This window comes from Streptomyces antioxidans (assembly GCF_000968685.2).
Classification (GTDB): domain Bacteria; phylum Actinomycetota; class Actinomycetes; order Streptomycetales; family Streptomycetaceae; genus Streptomyces; species Streptomyces antioxidans.
The window spans coordinates 58,774-74,324 of sequence record NZ_LAKD02000050.1; the positions used below are offsets into that span (position 1 = coordinate 58,774).

Here is a 15,551-nt window from a genome sequence, read left to right on the forward strand (position 1 = left end):
TTCTCGTACGGCACTCGCGGCGGCCTTGAGCCGCCCCCGCATGCCCTTGACTGACTATATACAACTAAACAAAATATCTAAGGTGCGAACCGAACCACGATCCGAAGCCCACTACCTCGACGAGCGCTCCGGCGCCACCTACCCGATCGATGACCCCCGCTGGTGCGGCGATGACGGGGCCCCGCTCACCGTCTCCGCGCTGCCCGGCATCACCCGCGAGCAGGTGGACACCGGGGCCCGGTCACTGTGGCGCTACCGAGCGGCCCTCCCGGTGCGCATCGACGCCCCGGTGTCACTGGGAGAAGGGTGCACCCCGCTGGTCGAGAAGGGCTGGGGGGAGGATCGGATTCACTTCAAGCTGGAGTGGTTCAGCCCCACCGGCAGCTTCAAGGACCGCGGCACCAGCGTGATGATCTCGCTCCTCGCCCAGCGGGGCGTACGCGAGGTCATCGAGGACAGCTCCGGCAACGGCGGGGCCTCCGTCTCCGCGTACTGCGCCGCCGCCGGTATCCGGGCCCGGATCCTCGCCCCCGCCGCCACCTCCCCCGCGAAGGTCCTCCAGAGCCGGGCCTACGGCGCCGAGGTCCAGCTGGTGCCGGGCGACCGGGACGCCACCGCCGCGGAGGCGCTGCGCCAGTCGGCCCATACGTACTACGCCAGCCACAACTGGCACCCCTTCTTCCTCCAGGGCACCAAGACCCTTGCGTACGAGCTGTGGGAGGACCTGGGCTTCACCGCACCGGACGCCGTGGTGACCGTGGCGGGCGCGGGCAGCACCGTACTCGGCTGTGACCTCGGCTTCTCCGAGCTGCTCGGCGCGGGCCAGATCGCCCGCCGCCCCCGGCTGCTGGTGGCCCAGCCCGCCCACTGCGCCCCGCTGCACGCCGCGTTCCGCGCGGGCGCCGAGGCCCCCGTACCGTCTCTCCACGCCCCGACCATCGCCGAGGGCACGGCCATCCGGGAGCCCGTCCGCCTCCCCGAAGTGCTGCGCGCCATCCGCCGCTCGGACGGCGACATGGCGGCCATCCCGGAGGACGCGATCGCCACGGCGGTCCGCCGGCTGGCCGCGATGGGGCTCTACGCGGAGCCCACCAGCGCGACCGCCGCCGCGGCGATCGAGGTCTTCCGCGCCCGGGGCGCGATCCGCCCCGGCGAGACCACGGTGGTGCTGCTGACCGGGTCGGGCCTGAAGGCGACCCCGACGATGACGGAACTCTTCGGATGACCGGGGAGGGCGTCCGGAAGACGACGGGAACCACCGAGGACGAACTACTGCTCCGCGAGGCCGAGAAGATCGTGGTCGCCCTCGGCCGGATGTTCCCCGGGCTGTGCGAGGTGGTCCTCCACGATCTGCGCGACCCCGACCAGTCCATCCGCGCCATCGAGAGCAATCTCTCCGGCCGCGAGGTGGGCCAGCCCGCCACCGAGCTGGGCCTGGCCCGGATGCGGGACCCCGGCTTCCCCGACATCGTCCAGAACTACGCCAACACCTTCCCCGACGGCCGCCCGGCGAAGAGCACCTCGGTCGGCATCAAGAACAGCGCGGGCCAGTACGTCGCCGCCATCTGCCTCAACCTGGACGTCTCCCTCTTCGCGAGCGCCGCCCGAAGCCTCACCAACCTCGTCCGCACCGATGAGCAGGAGCAGCCGCTCACCGAAACCCTCCGCGCCCGCACCGCCGCCGAGCTGCGCACCGTCATCGAGGAATTCGCCGCCGCCCGCGGCCAGACCTCGCGCAGCCTGGGCACCCCCGCCAAGAAGGAACTCGTCCGCACCCTCAAGACCAGCGGCTACCTCCAGGTGAAGCACTCCGTCCAGGTGGTCACCGAACTGCTGGGCGTCTCCCGCGCCACCGTCTACAACTACCTGCGCTCGCCCTAGACGTCGCTTTTCGCCTCCTCACCCGATGAATCCGCCTCTAGGCTGAGAACTCATGAAGCGCAGCAGTCGGTTACCACGGTGGGGCGCGCTGGCCCTGATCCTGCTCCTCGCGCTCGCGACCGCGTGCTCCCACCATGAGGAGACAGCGCCCGACGACCGGATCGCACCGAAGGCACGCACGTATCTCACGGCGGCACTGGACCTCGTCCAGAAGCGGGCGCTGAACCGGGGCGAGGTCGACTGGCCCGAGGTGCGGCGCGCGGCGTTCGCCCAGGCGGCGGGCGCCCGGAAGCCGAGCGACACCTATCCCGCGATCGAGGGGGTCCTCCACGCCCTCGGCGACGGCCACAGCCGGCTCCTCACTCCGGCCGCCGCCGAGCGGGCGCTGGGGACATCCCTGGACAGGATCCCCGGCCTGACCGCCAAGCGGCTGCGGGACGGCCCGGGGTACGTGGCCCTGCCGGGCGTACAGGGCTCGGCGCACACGTATGACACCTATGTGCGTCAGGGCCGGGGCGCGGTGGCGGCGGCCGACCGGAAGGGCGCCTGCGGCTGGGTGGTGGATCTGCGCGGGAACAGGGGCGGGAGCATGTATCCCATGTTCGCCGTCATAGCGGGAATCTTGGGCGATGGGGAGGTGGGCGCCTTCGTGGGGGCTGACGGCAAGCGCACCGTGTGGACGGTGAAGGACGGAACACTCAAGGTCGGCGCCAAGCCGCTCCCGTGGTCGGCGGCCAAGCCACTGTCGCTTACCCGCCCGGCCGTGGCCGTCCTCACCGACGACGGCACCGCGAGCGCCGGAGAAGCGGTTGCCGTGGCCTTCCGGGGGCGCCCCGCGACCCGGAGCTTCGGAATGGAGACGTCTGGCGTCCCCACCGGCAACAGCCCCCACCGCCTTTCCGACGGTGCGGAGCTGCTGCTCACCGAGGTGAAGGAAGCGGACCGAACCGGCCGCACCCACGACGGACCGATCGCGCCGGACGAGGAGTTCCTCGTCGAGCCCAAGGACATCGGCACCGCCCGCGACCGCGCCCTGGACGCGGCCGTCCAGTGGCTTACGAAGCAATCCGGCTGCCCGTGACCGGAGGCCCCGCGCGGTGCCGCCTCAACAGCGCCGCGATGGGAAGCGCCTTCTTGGCCGCTCTGCCCGCGGCAGAGCGCCGAGCGGGCTCGCCCCGTGCTGCGCGACCATGACGGGATGGCCAACGACATCTCCGTGCGCCGCCTCGACCTCGGCTACTTCGTCCGCCCGGCCTCGGAAACGGGCGGACCGCACCCACGAGTCGAACCCGTACTCGCCTACCTTGTACGGCACGACCGTGGGCTGATCCTCTTCGACACCGGCATCGGCGCCGCCGACCCCGAGACCGAGGCCCATTACCGCCCGCGTCGGCGCGCCCTGCCGGAGGCGCTGTCGGCGGCCGGGCTCGCCCTCGCGGACGTCTCCCTCGTGGTGAACTGCCACCTCCACTTCGACCACTGCGGCGGCAACCCCTTGCTGGCCGGTACGCCGATCCTGGTCCAGGACGTGGAGCTGGCCACCGCGCGCGGCGGCGACTACACGTTTGACGAGCTACTGGACTTCCCCGGCGCCAGCTACGAAGAACTCACCGGCGAGACCGAGATCTGGCCGGGCGTCCACATCGTCCCCACCCCCGGACACGCCGACGGCCATCAGTCCCTGGTCGTCCGCCAGTCCGACGGCACGGTGATCCTCGCCGGACAGGCACATGACTTCGCTTCCGAGTTCGCCTCGGACCACCTGGCGCGCAGGGCCGCCCTCGATGGCGTGGCGCGCCCCCTCCCGTACCGGAGTTGGCTGGACCGTCTCATCGACTTCGACCCCCGCCGCGTCCTCTTCGCCCACGACTGTGCGGTCTGGGAGCCGTCGGGCGACTGACGGGGCCGTCTCGCGCCTTCGGCGCCTTTGAGCATGGGGCCGGGGGTGCCGGGCTCGCGCCTTCGCCGCCGGGCGGCGGGCCGGTGGTGGCAGGGGCCGGTGGCGGCTTCCGTGCTCAGGGGCTTGTGCCGATGCCGGACTGCCGGGGGGTGGGGTACCCCCCTGGAAAACGTTTGATGGATGAGTTGCTTTAGATCAAGCGTTTTCGGGAGGGGTACTTGGAGGGGCGAAGCCCGCACCGGCCCCGCCGCCTCAGCCCCGGTCACGCGTTCCCCGACAGATGGTCGAAGTCCCCCCGCTTTATCCCCCGCACAAACGCGCCCCACCGGGTCGGGTGGGTGGCGATGACGACCGCCGGGTCATCGCTCTCGCGTAGGTGTATGCGGCCGTTCGGTGTTGCGGCGACTTCGACGCAGTCTTGGCCTCCGACTCCGCTGCTATAACTCGACTTCCGCCATTCGGACCCGGACATGAGGTTCTCCTCAGAGCGTGTACAGCAGATGCTGCACGAGCCTAAGTGAGTCGCTACGCATATAGGACTCGCGTTCGGGAGTCGGGTCAATCGGTGGCAGCGCCGCCGTCGTGAGACGTTCGAAAGCGGTGTCGTACTGCGCGAGATGCGCTTGGTTTCCGAGGAACGCCGAGGACACGGGGTGCTCCACGTAGACCGTGTTCAGCTCGGGCACCTCGGCCTCGAAGAGGATGAACGCCGCCGCAGGAGTCGCCGGGGAGAGGGCCGCCTTGAATGGCAGGAGCCGAATGTGGACATGCGGCAGCCGGGCCATCTCCACAAGGTGCTCGAGCTGGCGGCGCATGACGCCGTTCTCCACGAACTGCATGTGGAACGCCGCCTCGTGGATGACCGCGTGAAAGGCGGGTGGGGACTCCCCGGCCAAGACCTCCTGACGCTTCAGCCGGAACTCGACGTAGGTGTCCAGCAAGCTGCGATCGGCCTCTGGCTCAGCTCCGGTCGTGAGAGCTCGCGCGTACTCGGGGGTCTGGAGCACCCCGGGCACGTACATCCACTGGAACGAGCGGTGAGCAACCGCCGTGGCCTCGAGCTCCGCGAGATCATGTGCGCTCTGAGAGAGCGGGGATTTGCGGTAGTCCGACCACCACCCCTTCCCCTTGGACTCGCTCATGGCGACGAGAGCGTCAACAAGTGATTCATCTTGGCAACCGTATCCGGCGAGCAACGCGCGGAGCTTCGCCTCGGGAATGGCCGTTCGACCCGCCTCGATATGCCCGAGATGCGGCGAGCCGAGCCCGGCGAAGACTCCGGCTTCCGCTGCGGACAAGCCGCGCTCGTTGCGAAGCCTTCGCAGTTCCGACCCCAGACGCCGTTGCCGCTGCGTCGGGTTGGCCCGTAGCCCCATGACGACCTCCTCGTGATCGTGAGCAGTCTGCCCGCTGGGGGATCCCGAGGCCACTCGTTGGAGGTAATCCAGCCACATGGGTTGCAGTATGGAAACCCAAATCTCTATCGTCGAAGACGAATCACCCAACCGGCGTCCGCCCAACGGCCGCTGGCCGAAGGAGGCAACATCACCGTGAGCGCCCAGCTCCCCCGCGCCGACTTCTCCCTCGTCTTCCCGCCCGACCCCGGCTGGGTCCGTACCGCCCGGGAAGCCGTCCGCACCGCTCTGCACACCGCGAAGCGCACCGACTTAACGGACACCGCTCTGCTGCTGACCTCCGAGGCCGTCACCAATGCCGTCAACGCCTGCCGGGCCAACGGCTGCTCGGCACCCGTCACCCTCTACGCCGAGTGGGGACCGTACGGCACGCTGCGCGTTCTCGTGAGCGACGACGCCCCCGGGCTTCCCGCGCAGCGCACCCTCGCCGGGGACGCGGCCGATGCCGAGAGCGGCCGGGGGCTGCTCATCATCGGCAGCTCAGCCACCGACTGGGGCGTCTGCCACCACGGGCCGGGCCCGGGAAAGTCGGTGTGGTTCCAGGTCAGCGGGGCCGGTCCGGGAGCCTGACGGGTACGGAACTGCCATGACCTCTTCACGTCGTACGCGGAGCCGCTGAGTAGGATCGGCGGCCACACGGGGGAAGGTCGAAGATGAAACAGTTGATGGGCGGCGCACGCCGCCGACGCGTTCTCATAGGTGGCGCCGTCGCGGTGCTGGTGGCCGGGGCCGGGACATGGGCCACGGACACCTGGCCGTTCGACGGGAAGGACACCTACTGCTGGGGTGCGTGGAAAGAGGACAGCGGACCGGACTTCCTGAGTAGCGACACGCTGGACGAGGACAACGCCAGCCGTACGTCCAAGGAGACCGCGCCGACGAAGGCGCGGCAGCGCGGGCGGTGCGCCGTGAAGCTCCACTCCGAGCGCACCAGCAGCGACGGCAGCAATGTCGCGGAGGAGACCGAGATCACGGTCACCTACGGCCCCGCGCCCAAGGGCGCCGCGGAGCGCATGGAGTGGATCGGCGGCTACCTCGGCGACACGTCGATGCCGCTGCCCGACGGGCTGCCGGGCGCCACCGACGGGCGGCAGGGGCTGCTGGTGCTGCCCAAGGGGTGCGACACCGAGGACGGACGGCCGACCACGGTGACGCTCGACTCGTTGGCGCGCTCGGACTACGGCGACTCCACCGTGTCGAGCGACGCCGGGCTCGGCGGCTCACAGTCCGTGGCCCGGTTGCTCGCCGCGGTGGCCAACCGTGCGATGGAGAAGGCGGGTTGCGCCCCGGACAAGCCGCTCGAGGCCAACTCGCCGATGCCCACGCTGCCCGAGGACGACGAGGACTTCTTCACCCGGGCCTGCCGGATCAGGGGCCTGGAGTTCAGCGAGAAGGCGTCCCGCGACATGGAGTACCAGGTCGGCGCGGTCACCCGGGATCTCCAGTCCTGTTCGGTGCGGACGGACCACGGTAACGGCCGGTTCTTCGACGCCCTGATGGTCGCCCAGCCGCGGCTCTCCGCGCTGTTCGACGGCGCCACGGGCAGCGAGGCACCGGCGCGCGGGTGGCGCGGTACGGGCGTCTTCGCCGACGACTACAAGGTCGTACGGGCCGAGTGCGCGGGGCGCCCGCTCAACGTGCTGATGCTCGCCTCGTCCGTACACGAGAAGACTCCGTACTTCGCCGCCTTCGCCAACGCCGTGGCGCGGCGCGTCGGTTGCGCGCCCGTCGCACCTGGGGGTTCCAGCCGATGAACGACTCCGAGAACGAGAACAACAACGACAACAGCAACGAGAACGGCAACGAGAGCGCGAGCAGCGCCCGCGTGCCGCTGCACGAGCGGCGCCGCCCCTGGTGGCACTGGCACCGCGTGGCCCGCTCCCGCCAACGGCTGGCCGTGATCATGGCCGTGGTCGGGGCCCTGCTGGGTGCGCTGCTCGGCGGCGCGGGTGTGGCCTGGCAGGCCGAGGCGGGTCCGTTCGCGGACGACCGGGCCTGCTGGGGAGCGCTCGGCAGGGACGATGTGGCGGCGCTGTTCGACGGCAAGAGGGACATCGAGACGTCCGAGGTGCCCATCACCTCCGATCGCATCGGCAGCGAGGGCCCGTCGGGCGAATGCCGACTGACCTCGCCGCGCGGGCGGCGGATCACGGTCCAGGCACACCAGTTGGACACCCGGTTCGGCGGTGCGGGCGGCCAGTGGGCGGATGAGTTCCTGTCCGCGCGGCTCACCCCGCTGGGTGATGGGCTGCTGGGCATGGCCTCGGACACCCGGGCCTGGCTCGCGGTGCCCGACGGCTGTATCGGGCGGCCGAGCGGAATCGACACCAGCGGCCCCACGGTGATCGACATGGAGACCGGCTGGACGGTCTACGACGACGACGTGAACACCGAGGACCGCGACGCGCTCGCCCGCGCCGTGGTCAAGCTGGTCAACCACTACATGGCCGACAAGGGGTGCACGAGCAAGATCGCCGACCCGGTCCCTCAGATGTCCGGGCCGCCGCGGTTCCCGGACGAGAAGAAGGACGCGATGTGCGGCATCAAGGGGCTACGGCTCCCGGCGGCGTTCGTGCACGACGGGAGGGGCGACACCGTGGTGACCCGGGGCGGCGGCCCGGTCCGCACCTGCGACCGCGATGTGCTCTTCAACCACCCCGAGCTGCGGCTGATGACGATCGAGGACCCCCGGCTCGCGATCCTCTACGAAAGGATGTCCCTGGACGGCGCCAAGGATGAGGTAAGCGCCGATGAGCAGGACGGATACGGTTTCGTCCGCGACGACATGGGGCTGTTCCAGGCCAAGTGCCAGACCGGCCAGGTCACCTTCCTGGTCCGGGCCGAGAACGGCCGCCACCCCAGCGACATCCGTACGATCCTCCCCCGCTATGTGGCCGCCGAGGCCGACCGGATCGGCTGCGGCCCGCTGCACATCACCGTCCACCCGCACGGCTGACATCAGCCCGTCGGCGACTGAGGACCGGGGTTCCGGGGCGGAGCCCCGGTTACGGCGCCGGTCCCCGGTCAGCTCTCGTAGTCGTAGAAGAGCCGTTCCACCACCGCCCGCGCCCGCCGGGTGGTGCGGCGGTAATCCTCGAGCATCTCGCCGACGTGGCCGGGGCCGTAGCCCAAGTGGCGGCCCACGGCGGCCAGTTCGCGGACGTCCGTGGGGAAGGTGTCGCCGGGGCGGCCGCGGACGAGCATCACGGCGTTGCGGACCCTGCTGGCGAGGATCCACGCCTCGTCGAGGGTCTGGGCGTCCTCGGTGGAGATCAGCCCGGCGGCGTGGGCGGCGGCCAGGGCCTCCCGGGTGCGGGTGGTGCGCAGCCCGGGCTCGGCCCAGCCGTGCCGCATCTGGAGCAGCTGGACGGTCCATTCGACGTCGCTGAGACCGCCGCGGCCCAGCTTGGCGTGGGTGGTGGGGTCGGCCCCGCGGGGCAGCCGCTCGGACTCCATCCGGGCCTTGAGCCGCCGGATCTCGCGGATCGCGTCCTCGCCAAGACCCTCGACCGGATACCGCAGCGGATCGATCAGCTCGATGAACCGTCGGCCGAGATCGGGGTCGCCCGCCACCGGCTCGGCGCGCAGCAGCGCCTGGCTCTCCCAGACCAGCGACCAGCGGCGGTAGTAGGCGGCGTACGAGGCGAGCGTGCGCACCAGCGGCCCGGACTTGCCCTCGGGGCGCAGATCGGCGTCGATGAGCAGGGGCGGGTCCACGGTGGGGAGCTGGAGCAGCCGCCGCATCTCATTGGCCACGGCGAAGGCGGCGCGGGCGGCCTCCTGGTCGTCGGCCCCCTCGCGCGGCTCGTGGACGAAGAGCACATCGGCGTCCGAGCCGTAGCTGAGCTCATGGCCGCCGAAGCGGCCGAGGCCGATGACGGCGAAGCGGGTGGGCAGCTCATCGCCCCAGGTGTCGCGGACGGCGGCGCGCAGGGCCCCGGCGAGGGTCGCGGCGTTCAGATCGGAGAGGGCGTCTCCGACCATGTCGATCAGCATCGCGTCGTCCACGGCCGGTTCGCCGGCGGGGGCGGGGGCGGCGGGCCGGGCCGGTACGTGGGGTTCGGATTCCCGCAGGGCGCTGGGGACCTCGGGCGCCTCGGCCGGGGCAGCGGCCTTGGCCGGTACGGGGGCGGCCGCCCCGGTGGCCCGGCCCGGCGTCTGGTCGCCCGACGGCGGCCAGCTCACGGTGGGGCGCACCTCGCCGTTGGCCAGCCGGGCGCTTTCGATGATGTCCGCGGCGGCCGTACGGAACATCTCGCGCCGCCGCACCCCGCGCGCCGCCGCGACCGCCTGCTCGGCGCCGTCGGCGCGGCCGACCGCGGCCAGCACCTCCTGCTCCAGATGGGCCCGGCCGCGCGGGCGCAGCCCCTCCGGGTCGCCGAGCAGGGCGACCGCCTCGGGGGCGCGCAGCAGCAGGTCGGGGGCGAGCCGCCCGGCGGAGAGCACCCGGGCCAGGTTCTCGGCCGCGGCTCCCTCGTCGCGCAGCAGCCGCAGGTACCAGGGCGTCTTGCCCAGCGCGTCCGAGACCTTGCGGAAGCCAAGCAGCCCGGCGTCCGGGTCGGCGGAGTCGGCGAACCAGCCCAGCAGCACGGGCAGCAGCGTCCGCTGGATCGCCGCCTTACGGGTCACCCCGGACGCCAGGGCCTCCAGATGGCGCAGCGCACCGGCCGGATCCGCGTACCCCAGGGCGGTGAGCCGCTGACCGGCCGCCTCGGAGCTGAGCCGGATCTCACCGGGCTGGAGCTGGGCGACGGCGTCCAGCAGCGGCCGGTAGAACAGCTTCTCGTGCAGCCGCCGCACCTCGCGGGCGTGCCGCCGCCAGGCGGCGCCCAGCTCGGCCACCGGCTCGGTGCGGAAGCCGAGCGAGCGGCCGAGGCGGCGCTGGTCGGCCTCGCCCTCGGGCATCAGATGGGTGCGGCGCAGCCGGTAGAGCTGGAGGCGGTGCTCCATGGTGCGCAGGAAGCGGTACGCGGCGTCCAGCGCGGCGGCGTCGGTGCGCCCCACATAGCCTCCGGCGGCCAGGGCCTCGAGCGCGTCCAGCGTCGTACGGCTGCGCAGCGACTCGTCGGACCGCCCGTGCACCAACTGCAGCAGCTGGACGGCGAACTCGACGTCGCGCAGGCCGCCGGGGCCCAGCTTGAGCTCGCGGTCGACCTCGGACACCGGGATGTTCTCGACCACCCGGCGGCGCATCTGCTGGACGTCCGGGATGAAGTCCTCGCGCTCGACGGCCCGCCAGACCATCGGCGAGAGGGCGTCCACGTACGCCTGGCCGAGCGTGGCGTCGCCCGCCATCGGGCGGGCCTTCAGCAGCGCCTGGAACTCCCAGGTCTTGGCCCAGCGCTGGTAGTACGCCAGATGGCTGGAGAGGGTGCGCACCAGCGGGCCGTTGCGCCCCTCGGGGCGGAGGTTGGCGTCGACGGGCCAGATGGTGCCCTCGACGGTGACGTCGGAGCAGACCCGCATCAGCCGCGAGGCGAGCCGGGCGGCGGCCCGTACCGCCTCGTCCTCCTCGACGCCCTCGACGGCCTCCGCCACGAAGATCACGTCCACATCGGAGACGTAATTGAGCTCGCGGCCACCGCATTTGCCCATGCCGATCACGGCCAGCCGGCAGGCGGCGGCGTCCTGCGGCTGCTCCTCGGCCGAGATCTCCAGCGCGGCCCGCACCGTGGCGGTCGCCAGGTCGGCCAGTTCGGCGGCCGTCTGGGTGATGTCGGTGGTGCCGCACACATCGCGGGCGGCGATGGCCAGCAGCGCCCGGCGGTAGGCGACGCGCAGTGCGTCGGGGCGGGGCGTCCCCGCCCCGGGCGCGCCCCAGACGCCCTCGGCCAGGGCCCGCTCGAACTCGGGGGTGGCGGGGTGCAGATCGGCCGATTCGTAGGTCACCAGGGCGTGCCAGTCGCCCGGGTGACGGGCGAGGTGGTCGCCCAGCGCCTCGGAGGCGCCGAGCACCCCGAGCAGCCGGTCGCGCAGCGGTTTGGCGGTGACGAGGGTGTCCAGCAGCGCCTGCCGGGAACCGGCCCGCTGCCCGCCGTCCTCCTTCCGCTCCGCGTCCTCCTCGGGCAGCGCCTCGACGAGCCGCAGGAGCCCGCGCAGCGCCAGATCGGGGTCGGCGGTCGCGCCGAGCGCCTCCAGCAGTACCGAATCGCTCCGCACCGCGGCCAGCTCGGGCGCGTCCAGCAGCCGCTGCGCGGCCGAGGCGTCGGTGAAACCGTGCCGCAGCAGCCGGGTGATATTGCTGCTCCTGCGTCCCTGCGGTACGGCCATCCCGCCGCCTCCCGTCCGTGTCGAGCGCCGAGCTCCGTCGGTCCTGCGTCCTGCGTCCTGCCGTGATCAAGGGGCGTTGACGAGCCTAAGCGACCCCGGCCAGGATGCGGCAGGTGTCCGCCCCGGGCCGCCGGTGCGCATCCGTCTCAGGGGGATGCCCAGTGGTGGCGGGCGAGAGCGGTCAGGGTCGTCAGGACAGCGGTCCATGACGTCGCGTTGGGCACAGCCGGGTTCCATGAGCAGAAAGGGGGGCGGCGATGCTCAGGGGGCCGCGCATGGCACGGGGATCGCTGCCGGCGCCCTGGACGGCCTCGCGGGCCCGTACCGCCTGGTGGACCATCTGCTGGACGCGGGGCGGGAGTTCGCGGCCGGCGTCGGTGAGCGTGACGCGGCGGCCCAGGCGTTCGAAGAGCGGGACGTCCAGGTCCGTTTCGAGGGCTTTGATGTGTGCGGTGACGCTGGACTACACGTAGTCCAGCTCCAGGGCGGCGCGGGTGAAGCTCATATGGCGGGCGACGGCGAGGAACGTCGTGAGGTGCTTCAGCCCCATGAACCCATCGTCATCACTGATGGGCTGGATCGGTTATGTTCATTGGACCCGATGGATATGGGTGCCTACAAAGAGATCATGGCCCTTTTCACCTCCCCGCGCCGCTCCCCGGACGGGCGGCCTCCTCCCACCGGACTGGCGGGGCGGGACTTCCTGCTGCTGATCGCCGCCATGCTGGGGACCTTCTCCAACTACACACCGTTGCTGTCCGTGGTGTCCCTGTGGTCGGCGAAGGGCGGTTCCGGACCCGGCGGCGTGGGAGCGGCCACCGGAGTGACCATGGCCAGCACGGTGGGCGTGCAGCTGGTCATGGGCGGGCTGCTGCGCCGGTACGGGCTGCGCCGGCTGCTGGCCGCCGGGGCCCTGCTGCTGGGCCTGCCCACCTTCGCCTACCCCCTGTCCTCCGGTCTGGGGTGGGTCCTGGGTGTCTCGGCGGTGCGGGGCATCGGTTTCGGGATGGTCGCGGTGGCCGGCAGCGCGCTGGTGGCCGAGCTGGTGCCGGCCCGGCAGCGGGGCCGGGCGGTGGGCCGGTACGGCATCGCGGTGGGGTTGCCCCAGGTCATCTGTCTGCCCCTGGGTGTGTGGTGTGCCGAGCGGTTCGGTTTCACGGTGGTCTTCGCCGTCACCGGCGCCCTGAGCGTCGCGGCCGCCCCGCTGGCCGGGCTCATGTCGGGTCAGCGGGTCGAGGAGGGACCGTCCGAACCCCACCGGCTCCGGGCGCACGGCGGCCCGGACCGTCCCGCGGGAGGCCTGCGCCCCCTGGCCGGGCCATGGGCGACGCTCATCGTCTCGGCGTGCGCCCTGGGAGGGGTGACCGCGTTCCTCCCGCTCGCCCTGGAGGGCGGTACGGCCGCGCCCAGCGCACTCTTCGCCCTGTCCGCGGCGATGATCGCGGGCCGCTGGGCGGCCGGAGCCTTCGCCGACCGCGCCGGGGCGGGGCGCCTGCTGGTCCCCGGAGTGCTGGCCTGCGCCCTCGGAACAGGGGGTCTCGCCCTGTCGGTCAGCGGCGTTCCTGGACCGGCCGTGCTGGCCACGGCGGCGGGGACCGTGTACGGCGTGGGCTTCGGCGCCCTGCAGAACGACACCCTGGTGGTGATGTTCCGTCGCGCCGGCCCCGAGGGGCACGGCACGGCCAGCACCGTGTGGAACATGGCCTACGACGCGGGTACCGGAGCCGGAGCCGTGGCGGTGGGCCTGGCCTCCCAGGCGCTGGGAGTGGGCGGCGCCCTCGCGGCGACGGCCGCCCTGATCCTGGCCGTCACACCCCTCGCCGTGGCCGACGGCACCGTCGACCGCGCCCACCGGCCCGCCCGGACGCGGGGCGGTACGTCCCCCTGACCCGCGGACCCCGGCCACGGACTGCCGCCCTGGCCCGCCCCTACAGCACCGGCTACAGCACCGGCAGGTTCTTCCGCAGTTCGAACGGCGTCACCTCGGAGCGGTACTCCTCCCACTCCTGCTTCTTGTTGCGCAGAAAGTCATGGCGCGGATCCGCCGCCTGGGGGCACCCTGTCGGAGCCGCTTCCGAGCGGGGTCGGCACGGTCGTCGTTGGTCGTTGTTGGTCGTCGTCGGGCCCCCTCGGACGGCCCACCGACGGCCCCAACGAGGCGCGTGACCGATCTTGCCACCTAGCGGACCACCCGACCGAGATGAAACTGACAGGCCAACAAGGGGCTTGCTAGCCATCTTCGATGGTTCTCCGCTGAGGCAGGAGCACACCACGCACTCCGCTGCCGCCATCCAACTCGCCCAACCACACAATTCATTCGAATAGCTTGTTCGAGTGCCAAGCAGTCAGGTTGCATGTACTATCGCCCGATTCTGGTCAATAGAACAGAAGGGTGAGCTCATGTCCGATATGGCACGCAACACCACAGACACCGTGCGCCGGACTACCCTCTACAGGCTGATTGACACAGAACTCAATGAGGCCGCGCTACAGAGTGCACTCGTCGACTACTACGCAAACAGTCCAGATTTCACGCTCGAGCTCACCCAGATAGAACAACTCCCCGCCATAACAGCATGGGGAATCATGGGGAAGAAGAACCAGGCAGACTGGTGCGCGACGTTCAAATCCCTTACTGGGAAGAACGCAAAGGTATCCAATGTTGCCGCAGCAGGCGCGATTCTGATTGCTATCCCGGGAGGCCCCTATGCCATCACGTACGGAATGGGACACCTCCTGATCGACCCTTCTAGAATCGACCCGGGTTTCGGCCTTTCGTTTTCCATACGATCAGTCGAGCCGGATTACATCCGACAGATTACCCGCAATATCATGGATAGCCGGGCAAGGGTGGACCGCAGTAGCGTTGCCGGAGGACAGTCAATCCGCGGATTCGGGATTGAGTATTACGGCGAGATAGTAAGTCGCCTAGCCGGAACCCTGGGTACGGTCTCCATGACCTTCAATAGGTCGAAGTCGCGCAAAGTAACTATTGCCGCCGCAGACTCTCTCAAAATTCCCCTCGGAACACGGCCAGCAGATCTAATTGGCGACCTCAAAGAAATAACAAGGGTCAGCGATACGGCTTCACCTGTCCCCGAGCTTGGCTTCATCGACCAGATAAGGGCATTGAAATCCAGCAACAAGAAAGTGAGTGAACTAGAAGACAGACTGTCTGCCGCACTCGCCTCGAACGACGGAAGCCCACTAGCCCTCACACTGCCCGCCGAATGCGAGGAGCACGAGCACGCAGCTCACTCGTACCGTATCAAAATCGCGTCCGACCGATTCGAAGTTATTGAAGATCTGGACATTTCTGCTGTATTGGATCGACTTTCAAGGCTCAGCCCGAACAAAAAGCTCGAAGCCTTACGAGCGGGCTACATACAGATCTGCTCAGACGCATCGGGCCAGGAGAAGGCAAGCAGGCAGGTAAAGGCCCATAAGTGGCTGGCCTTTGAAGCACCCCTCGATTCCGACCACTACTTTTATCATCAAGGGCGCTGGTTCGAGGTTGGCGACAACTACTTGAATTTTCTAAGGAATCGACTAGACGAGGTGTTTGCACGTAAACCCTCAATCGCACTGACAAAATGGAAGAGTGAATGGCAGGACGAAGAGACGTACAACTTTGAGGCTGCCAAATTGATCCCAGGGGCGGTTTGCCTGGACCGCAGAAGGATCCATACCAAGCTGCATCCGCACGGCATTGAGGGGTGCGACATAATCGGCCCACAGAACGAGCTGATTCACGTCAAGAGGGCCTCTAGCTCTGCTCCCCTCAGTCACCTATTCGCGCAAGGCTGGACGTCGATAGACGCACTCAGATCGGACCGAGAGGCCCGGAATAAGCTGCTCGAGAGGGTTCGCGAGCGAAGCCTAAAACATCCATACGACCCGGCCACCAAGCCCAAGAAACTCATCTACGGAATTGCCATTAAACGAGACGCCACGGTGTCGCGGGCAAATCTATTCACGTTTTCCCAGGTGGCTCTAATGCGAGCAATAAATGCTCTGGAAAATGCGGATGTTGACGTAGAAGTGGTCCCCATCCCTCAATAGGCGCCGTGACACAGGGGACCGGG

Annotated in this window: 13 protein-coding genes and 1 pseudogene; 9 read left to right on the top strand and 5 right to left on the bottom strand. The window is 69.9% G+C overall.

Translation table 11 applies throughout. From position 1 onward, the window contains the following. Positions 1 to 82 precede the first annotated feature (82 nt). The 4 genes from VT50_RS20815 (at position 83) to VT50_RS20830 (ending at position 3,781) form a co-directional block, all read left to right on the top strand. Positions 83 to 1,225 (top strand): threonine synthase, encoded by a 1,143-nt coding sequence (locus VT50_RS20815; protein ID WP_107424850.1) that lies wholly within the window; start codon positions 83 to 85, stop codon positions 1,223 to 1,225. Continuing rightward, positions 1,222 to 1,881 (top strand): helix-turn-helix transcriptional regulator, encoded by a 660-nt coding sequence (locus tag VT50_RS20820; RefSeq protein WP_046089998.1) that lies wholly within the window; start codon positions 1,222 to 1,224, stop codon positions 1,879 to 1,881. The genes VT50_RS20815 and VT50_RS20820 overlap by 4 nt, the downstream gene beginning before the upstream one ends. Before the next feature lie 52 nt (positions 1,882 to 1,933). Then, positions 1,934 to 2,962 (top strand): S41 family peptidase, encoded by a 1,029-nt coding sequence (locus VT50_RS20825; protein ID WP_046089999.1) that lies wholly within the window; start codon positions 1,934 to 1,936, stop codon positions 2,960 to 2,962. Between the two features lie 117 nt (positions 2,963 to 3,079). Beyond that, entirely contained in the window at positions 3,080 to 3,781 is a 702-nt protein-coding gene (locus tag VT50_RS20830) for an MBL fold metallo-hydrolase (RefSeq protein WP_046090011.1), read from the top strand. Between the two features lie 262 nt (positions 3,782 to 4,043). Here VT50_RS20830 and VT50_RS20835 read toward each other — a convergent pair whose 3' ends face one another. Further along, the gene (locus VT50_RS20835) at positions 4,044 to 4,253 is read right to left on the bottom strand and encodes a DUF397 domain-containing protein (RefSeq protein WP_075200534.1); all 210 of its coding nucleotides are present in this window, start codon (positions 4,251 to 4,253) and stop codon (positions 4,044 to 4,046) included. A gap of 10 nt (positions 4,254 to 4,263) precedes the next feature. Next, positions 4,264 to 5,157, bottom strand: a complete 894-nt coding sequence (locus tag VT50_RS20840) for a helix-turn-helix domain-containing protein (RefSeq protein ID WP_046090000.1) — start codon at positions 5,155 to 5,157, stop codon at positions 4,264 to 4,266. 174 nt (positions 5,158 to 5,331) lie between these two features. Between VT50_RS20840 and VT50_RS20845 the strand changes: the two genes are divergently transcribed. The 3 genes from VT50_RS20845 (at position 5,332) to VT50_RS20855 (ending at position 8,152) form a co-directional block, all read left to right on the top strand. Next, a complete protein-coding gene (locus tag VT50_RS20845; protein ID WP_046090001.1) occupies positions 5,332 to 5,766 on the top strand; it encodes an ATP-binding protein in 435 nt (144 codons plus the stop codon). 83 nt (positions 5,767 to 5,849) lie between these two features. After that, on the top strand, positions 5,850 to 6,950 hold the full coding sequence (locus VT50_RS20850; protein ID WP_053048815.1) for a hypothetical protein: 1,101 nt from the start codon (positions 5,850 to 5,852) through the stop codon (positions 6,948 to 6,950). After that, positions 6,947 to 8,152: a hypothetical protein gene (locus VT50_RS20855; protein ID WP_046090003.1), complete on the top strand. Its 1,206-nt coding sequence runs from the start codon at positions 6,947 to 6,949 to the stop codon at positions 8,150 to 8,152. Before VT50_RS20850 ends, VT50_RS20855 begins: the two co-directional genes overlap by 4 nt. A 68-nt stretch (positions 8,153 to 8,220) precedes the next feature. On the opposite strand, the gene VT50_RS20860 is transcribed toward VT50_RS20855, so the two are convergent. Both VT50_RS20860 and VT50_RS41420 read right to left on the bottom strand, forming a co-directional pair. Beyond that, positions 8,221 to 11,466, bottom strand: coding sequence for a bifunctional [glutamine synthetase] adenylyltransferase/[glutamine synthetase]-adenylyl-L-tyrosine phosphorylase (locus VT50_RS20860; protein WP_046090004.1), 3,246 nt, complete (start codon positions 11,464 to 11,466; stop codon positions 8,221 to 8,223). Positions 11,467 to 11,656: 190 nt separating this feature from the next. Continuing rightward, on the bottom strand, positions 11,657 to 11,911 hold the full coding sequence (locus VT50_RS41420; RefSeq protein ID WP_420822209.1) for a LysR family transcriptional regulator: 255 nt from the start codon (positions 11,909 to 11,911) through the stop codon (positions 11,657 to 11,659). 276 nt (positions 11,912 to 12,187) lie between these two features. Here VT50_RS41420 and VT50_RS20870 point away from each other — a divergent pair, with 276 nt between their 5' ends. After that, entirely contained in the window at positions 12,188 to 13,354 is a 1,167-nt protein-coding gene (locus tag VT50_RS20870; RefSeq protein WP_240529241.1) for an MFS transporter, read from the top strand. 52 nt (positions 13,355 to 13,406) lie between these two features. Here the strand turns inward: VT50_RS20870 and VT50_RS41425 are convergent. Beyond that, positions 13,407 to 13,493, bottom strand: a pseudogene (locus VT50_RS41425) (glutamine synthetase); the annotation flags it as partial. A gap of 382 nt (positions 13,494 to 13,875) precedes the next feature. On the opposite strand from VT50_RS41425, the gene VT50_RS20880 reads away from it, so the two are divergent. Beyond that, positions 13,876 to 15,528: a DUF6119 family protein gene (locus VT50_RS20880; RefSeq protein ID WP_158083218.1), complete on the top strand. Its 1,653-nt coding sequence runs from the start codon at positions 13,876 to 13,878 to the stop codon at positions 15,526 to 15,528. Positions 15,529 to 15,551 lie beyond the last annotated feature (23 nt).

Bases quoted from the DNA above. Each gene is read 5' to 3' on its own strand.
- VT50_RS20855 (WP_046090003.1), top strand. From the start codon at position 6,947: ATGAACGACTCCGAGAACGAGAACAACAACGACAACAGCAACGAGAAC.
- VT50_RS20820 (WP_046089998.1), top strand. From the start codon at position 1,222: ATGACCGGGGAGGGCGTCCGGAAGACGACGGGAACCACCGAGGACGAA.
- VT50_RS20850 (WP_053048815.1), top strand. From the start codon at position 5,850: ATGAAACAGTTGATGGGCGGCGCACGCCGCCGACGCGTTCTCATAGGT.
- VT50_RS20880 (WP_158083218.1), top strand. From the start codon at position 13,876: ATGGCACGCAACACCACAGACACCGTGCGCCGGACTACCCTCTACAGG.
- VT50_RS20835 (WP_075200534.1), bottom strand. From the start codon at position 4,253: ATGTCCGGGTCCGAATGGCGGAAGTCGAGTTATAGCAGCGGAGTCGGA.
- VT50_RS20830 (WP_046090011.1), top strand. From the start codon at position 3,080: ATGGCCAACGACATCTCCGTGCGCCGCCTCGACCTCGGCTACTTCGTC.
- VT50_RS20825 (WP_046089999.1), top strand. From the start codon at position 1,934: ATGAAGCGCAGCAGTCGGTTACCACGGTGGGGCGCGCTGGCCCTGATC.
- VT50_RS20860 (WP_046090004.1), bottom strand. From the start codon at position 11,466: ATGGCCGTACCGCAGGGACGCAGGAGCAGCAATATCACCCGGCTGCTG.
- VT50_RS20840 (WP_046090000.1), bottom strand. From the start codon at position 5,157: ATGGGGCTACGGGCCAACCCGACGCAGCGGCAACGGCGTCTGGGGTCG.
- VT50_RS20870 (WP_240529241.1), top strand. From the start codon at position 12,188: ATGCTGGGGACCTTCTCCAACTACACACCGTTGCTGTCCGTGGTGTCC.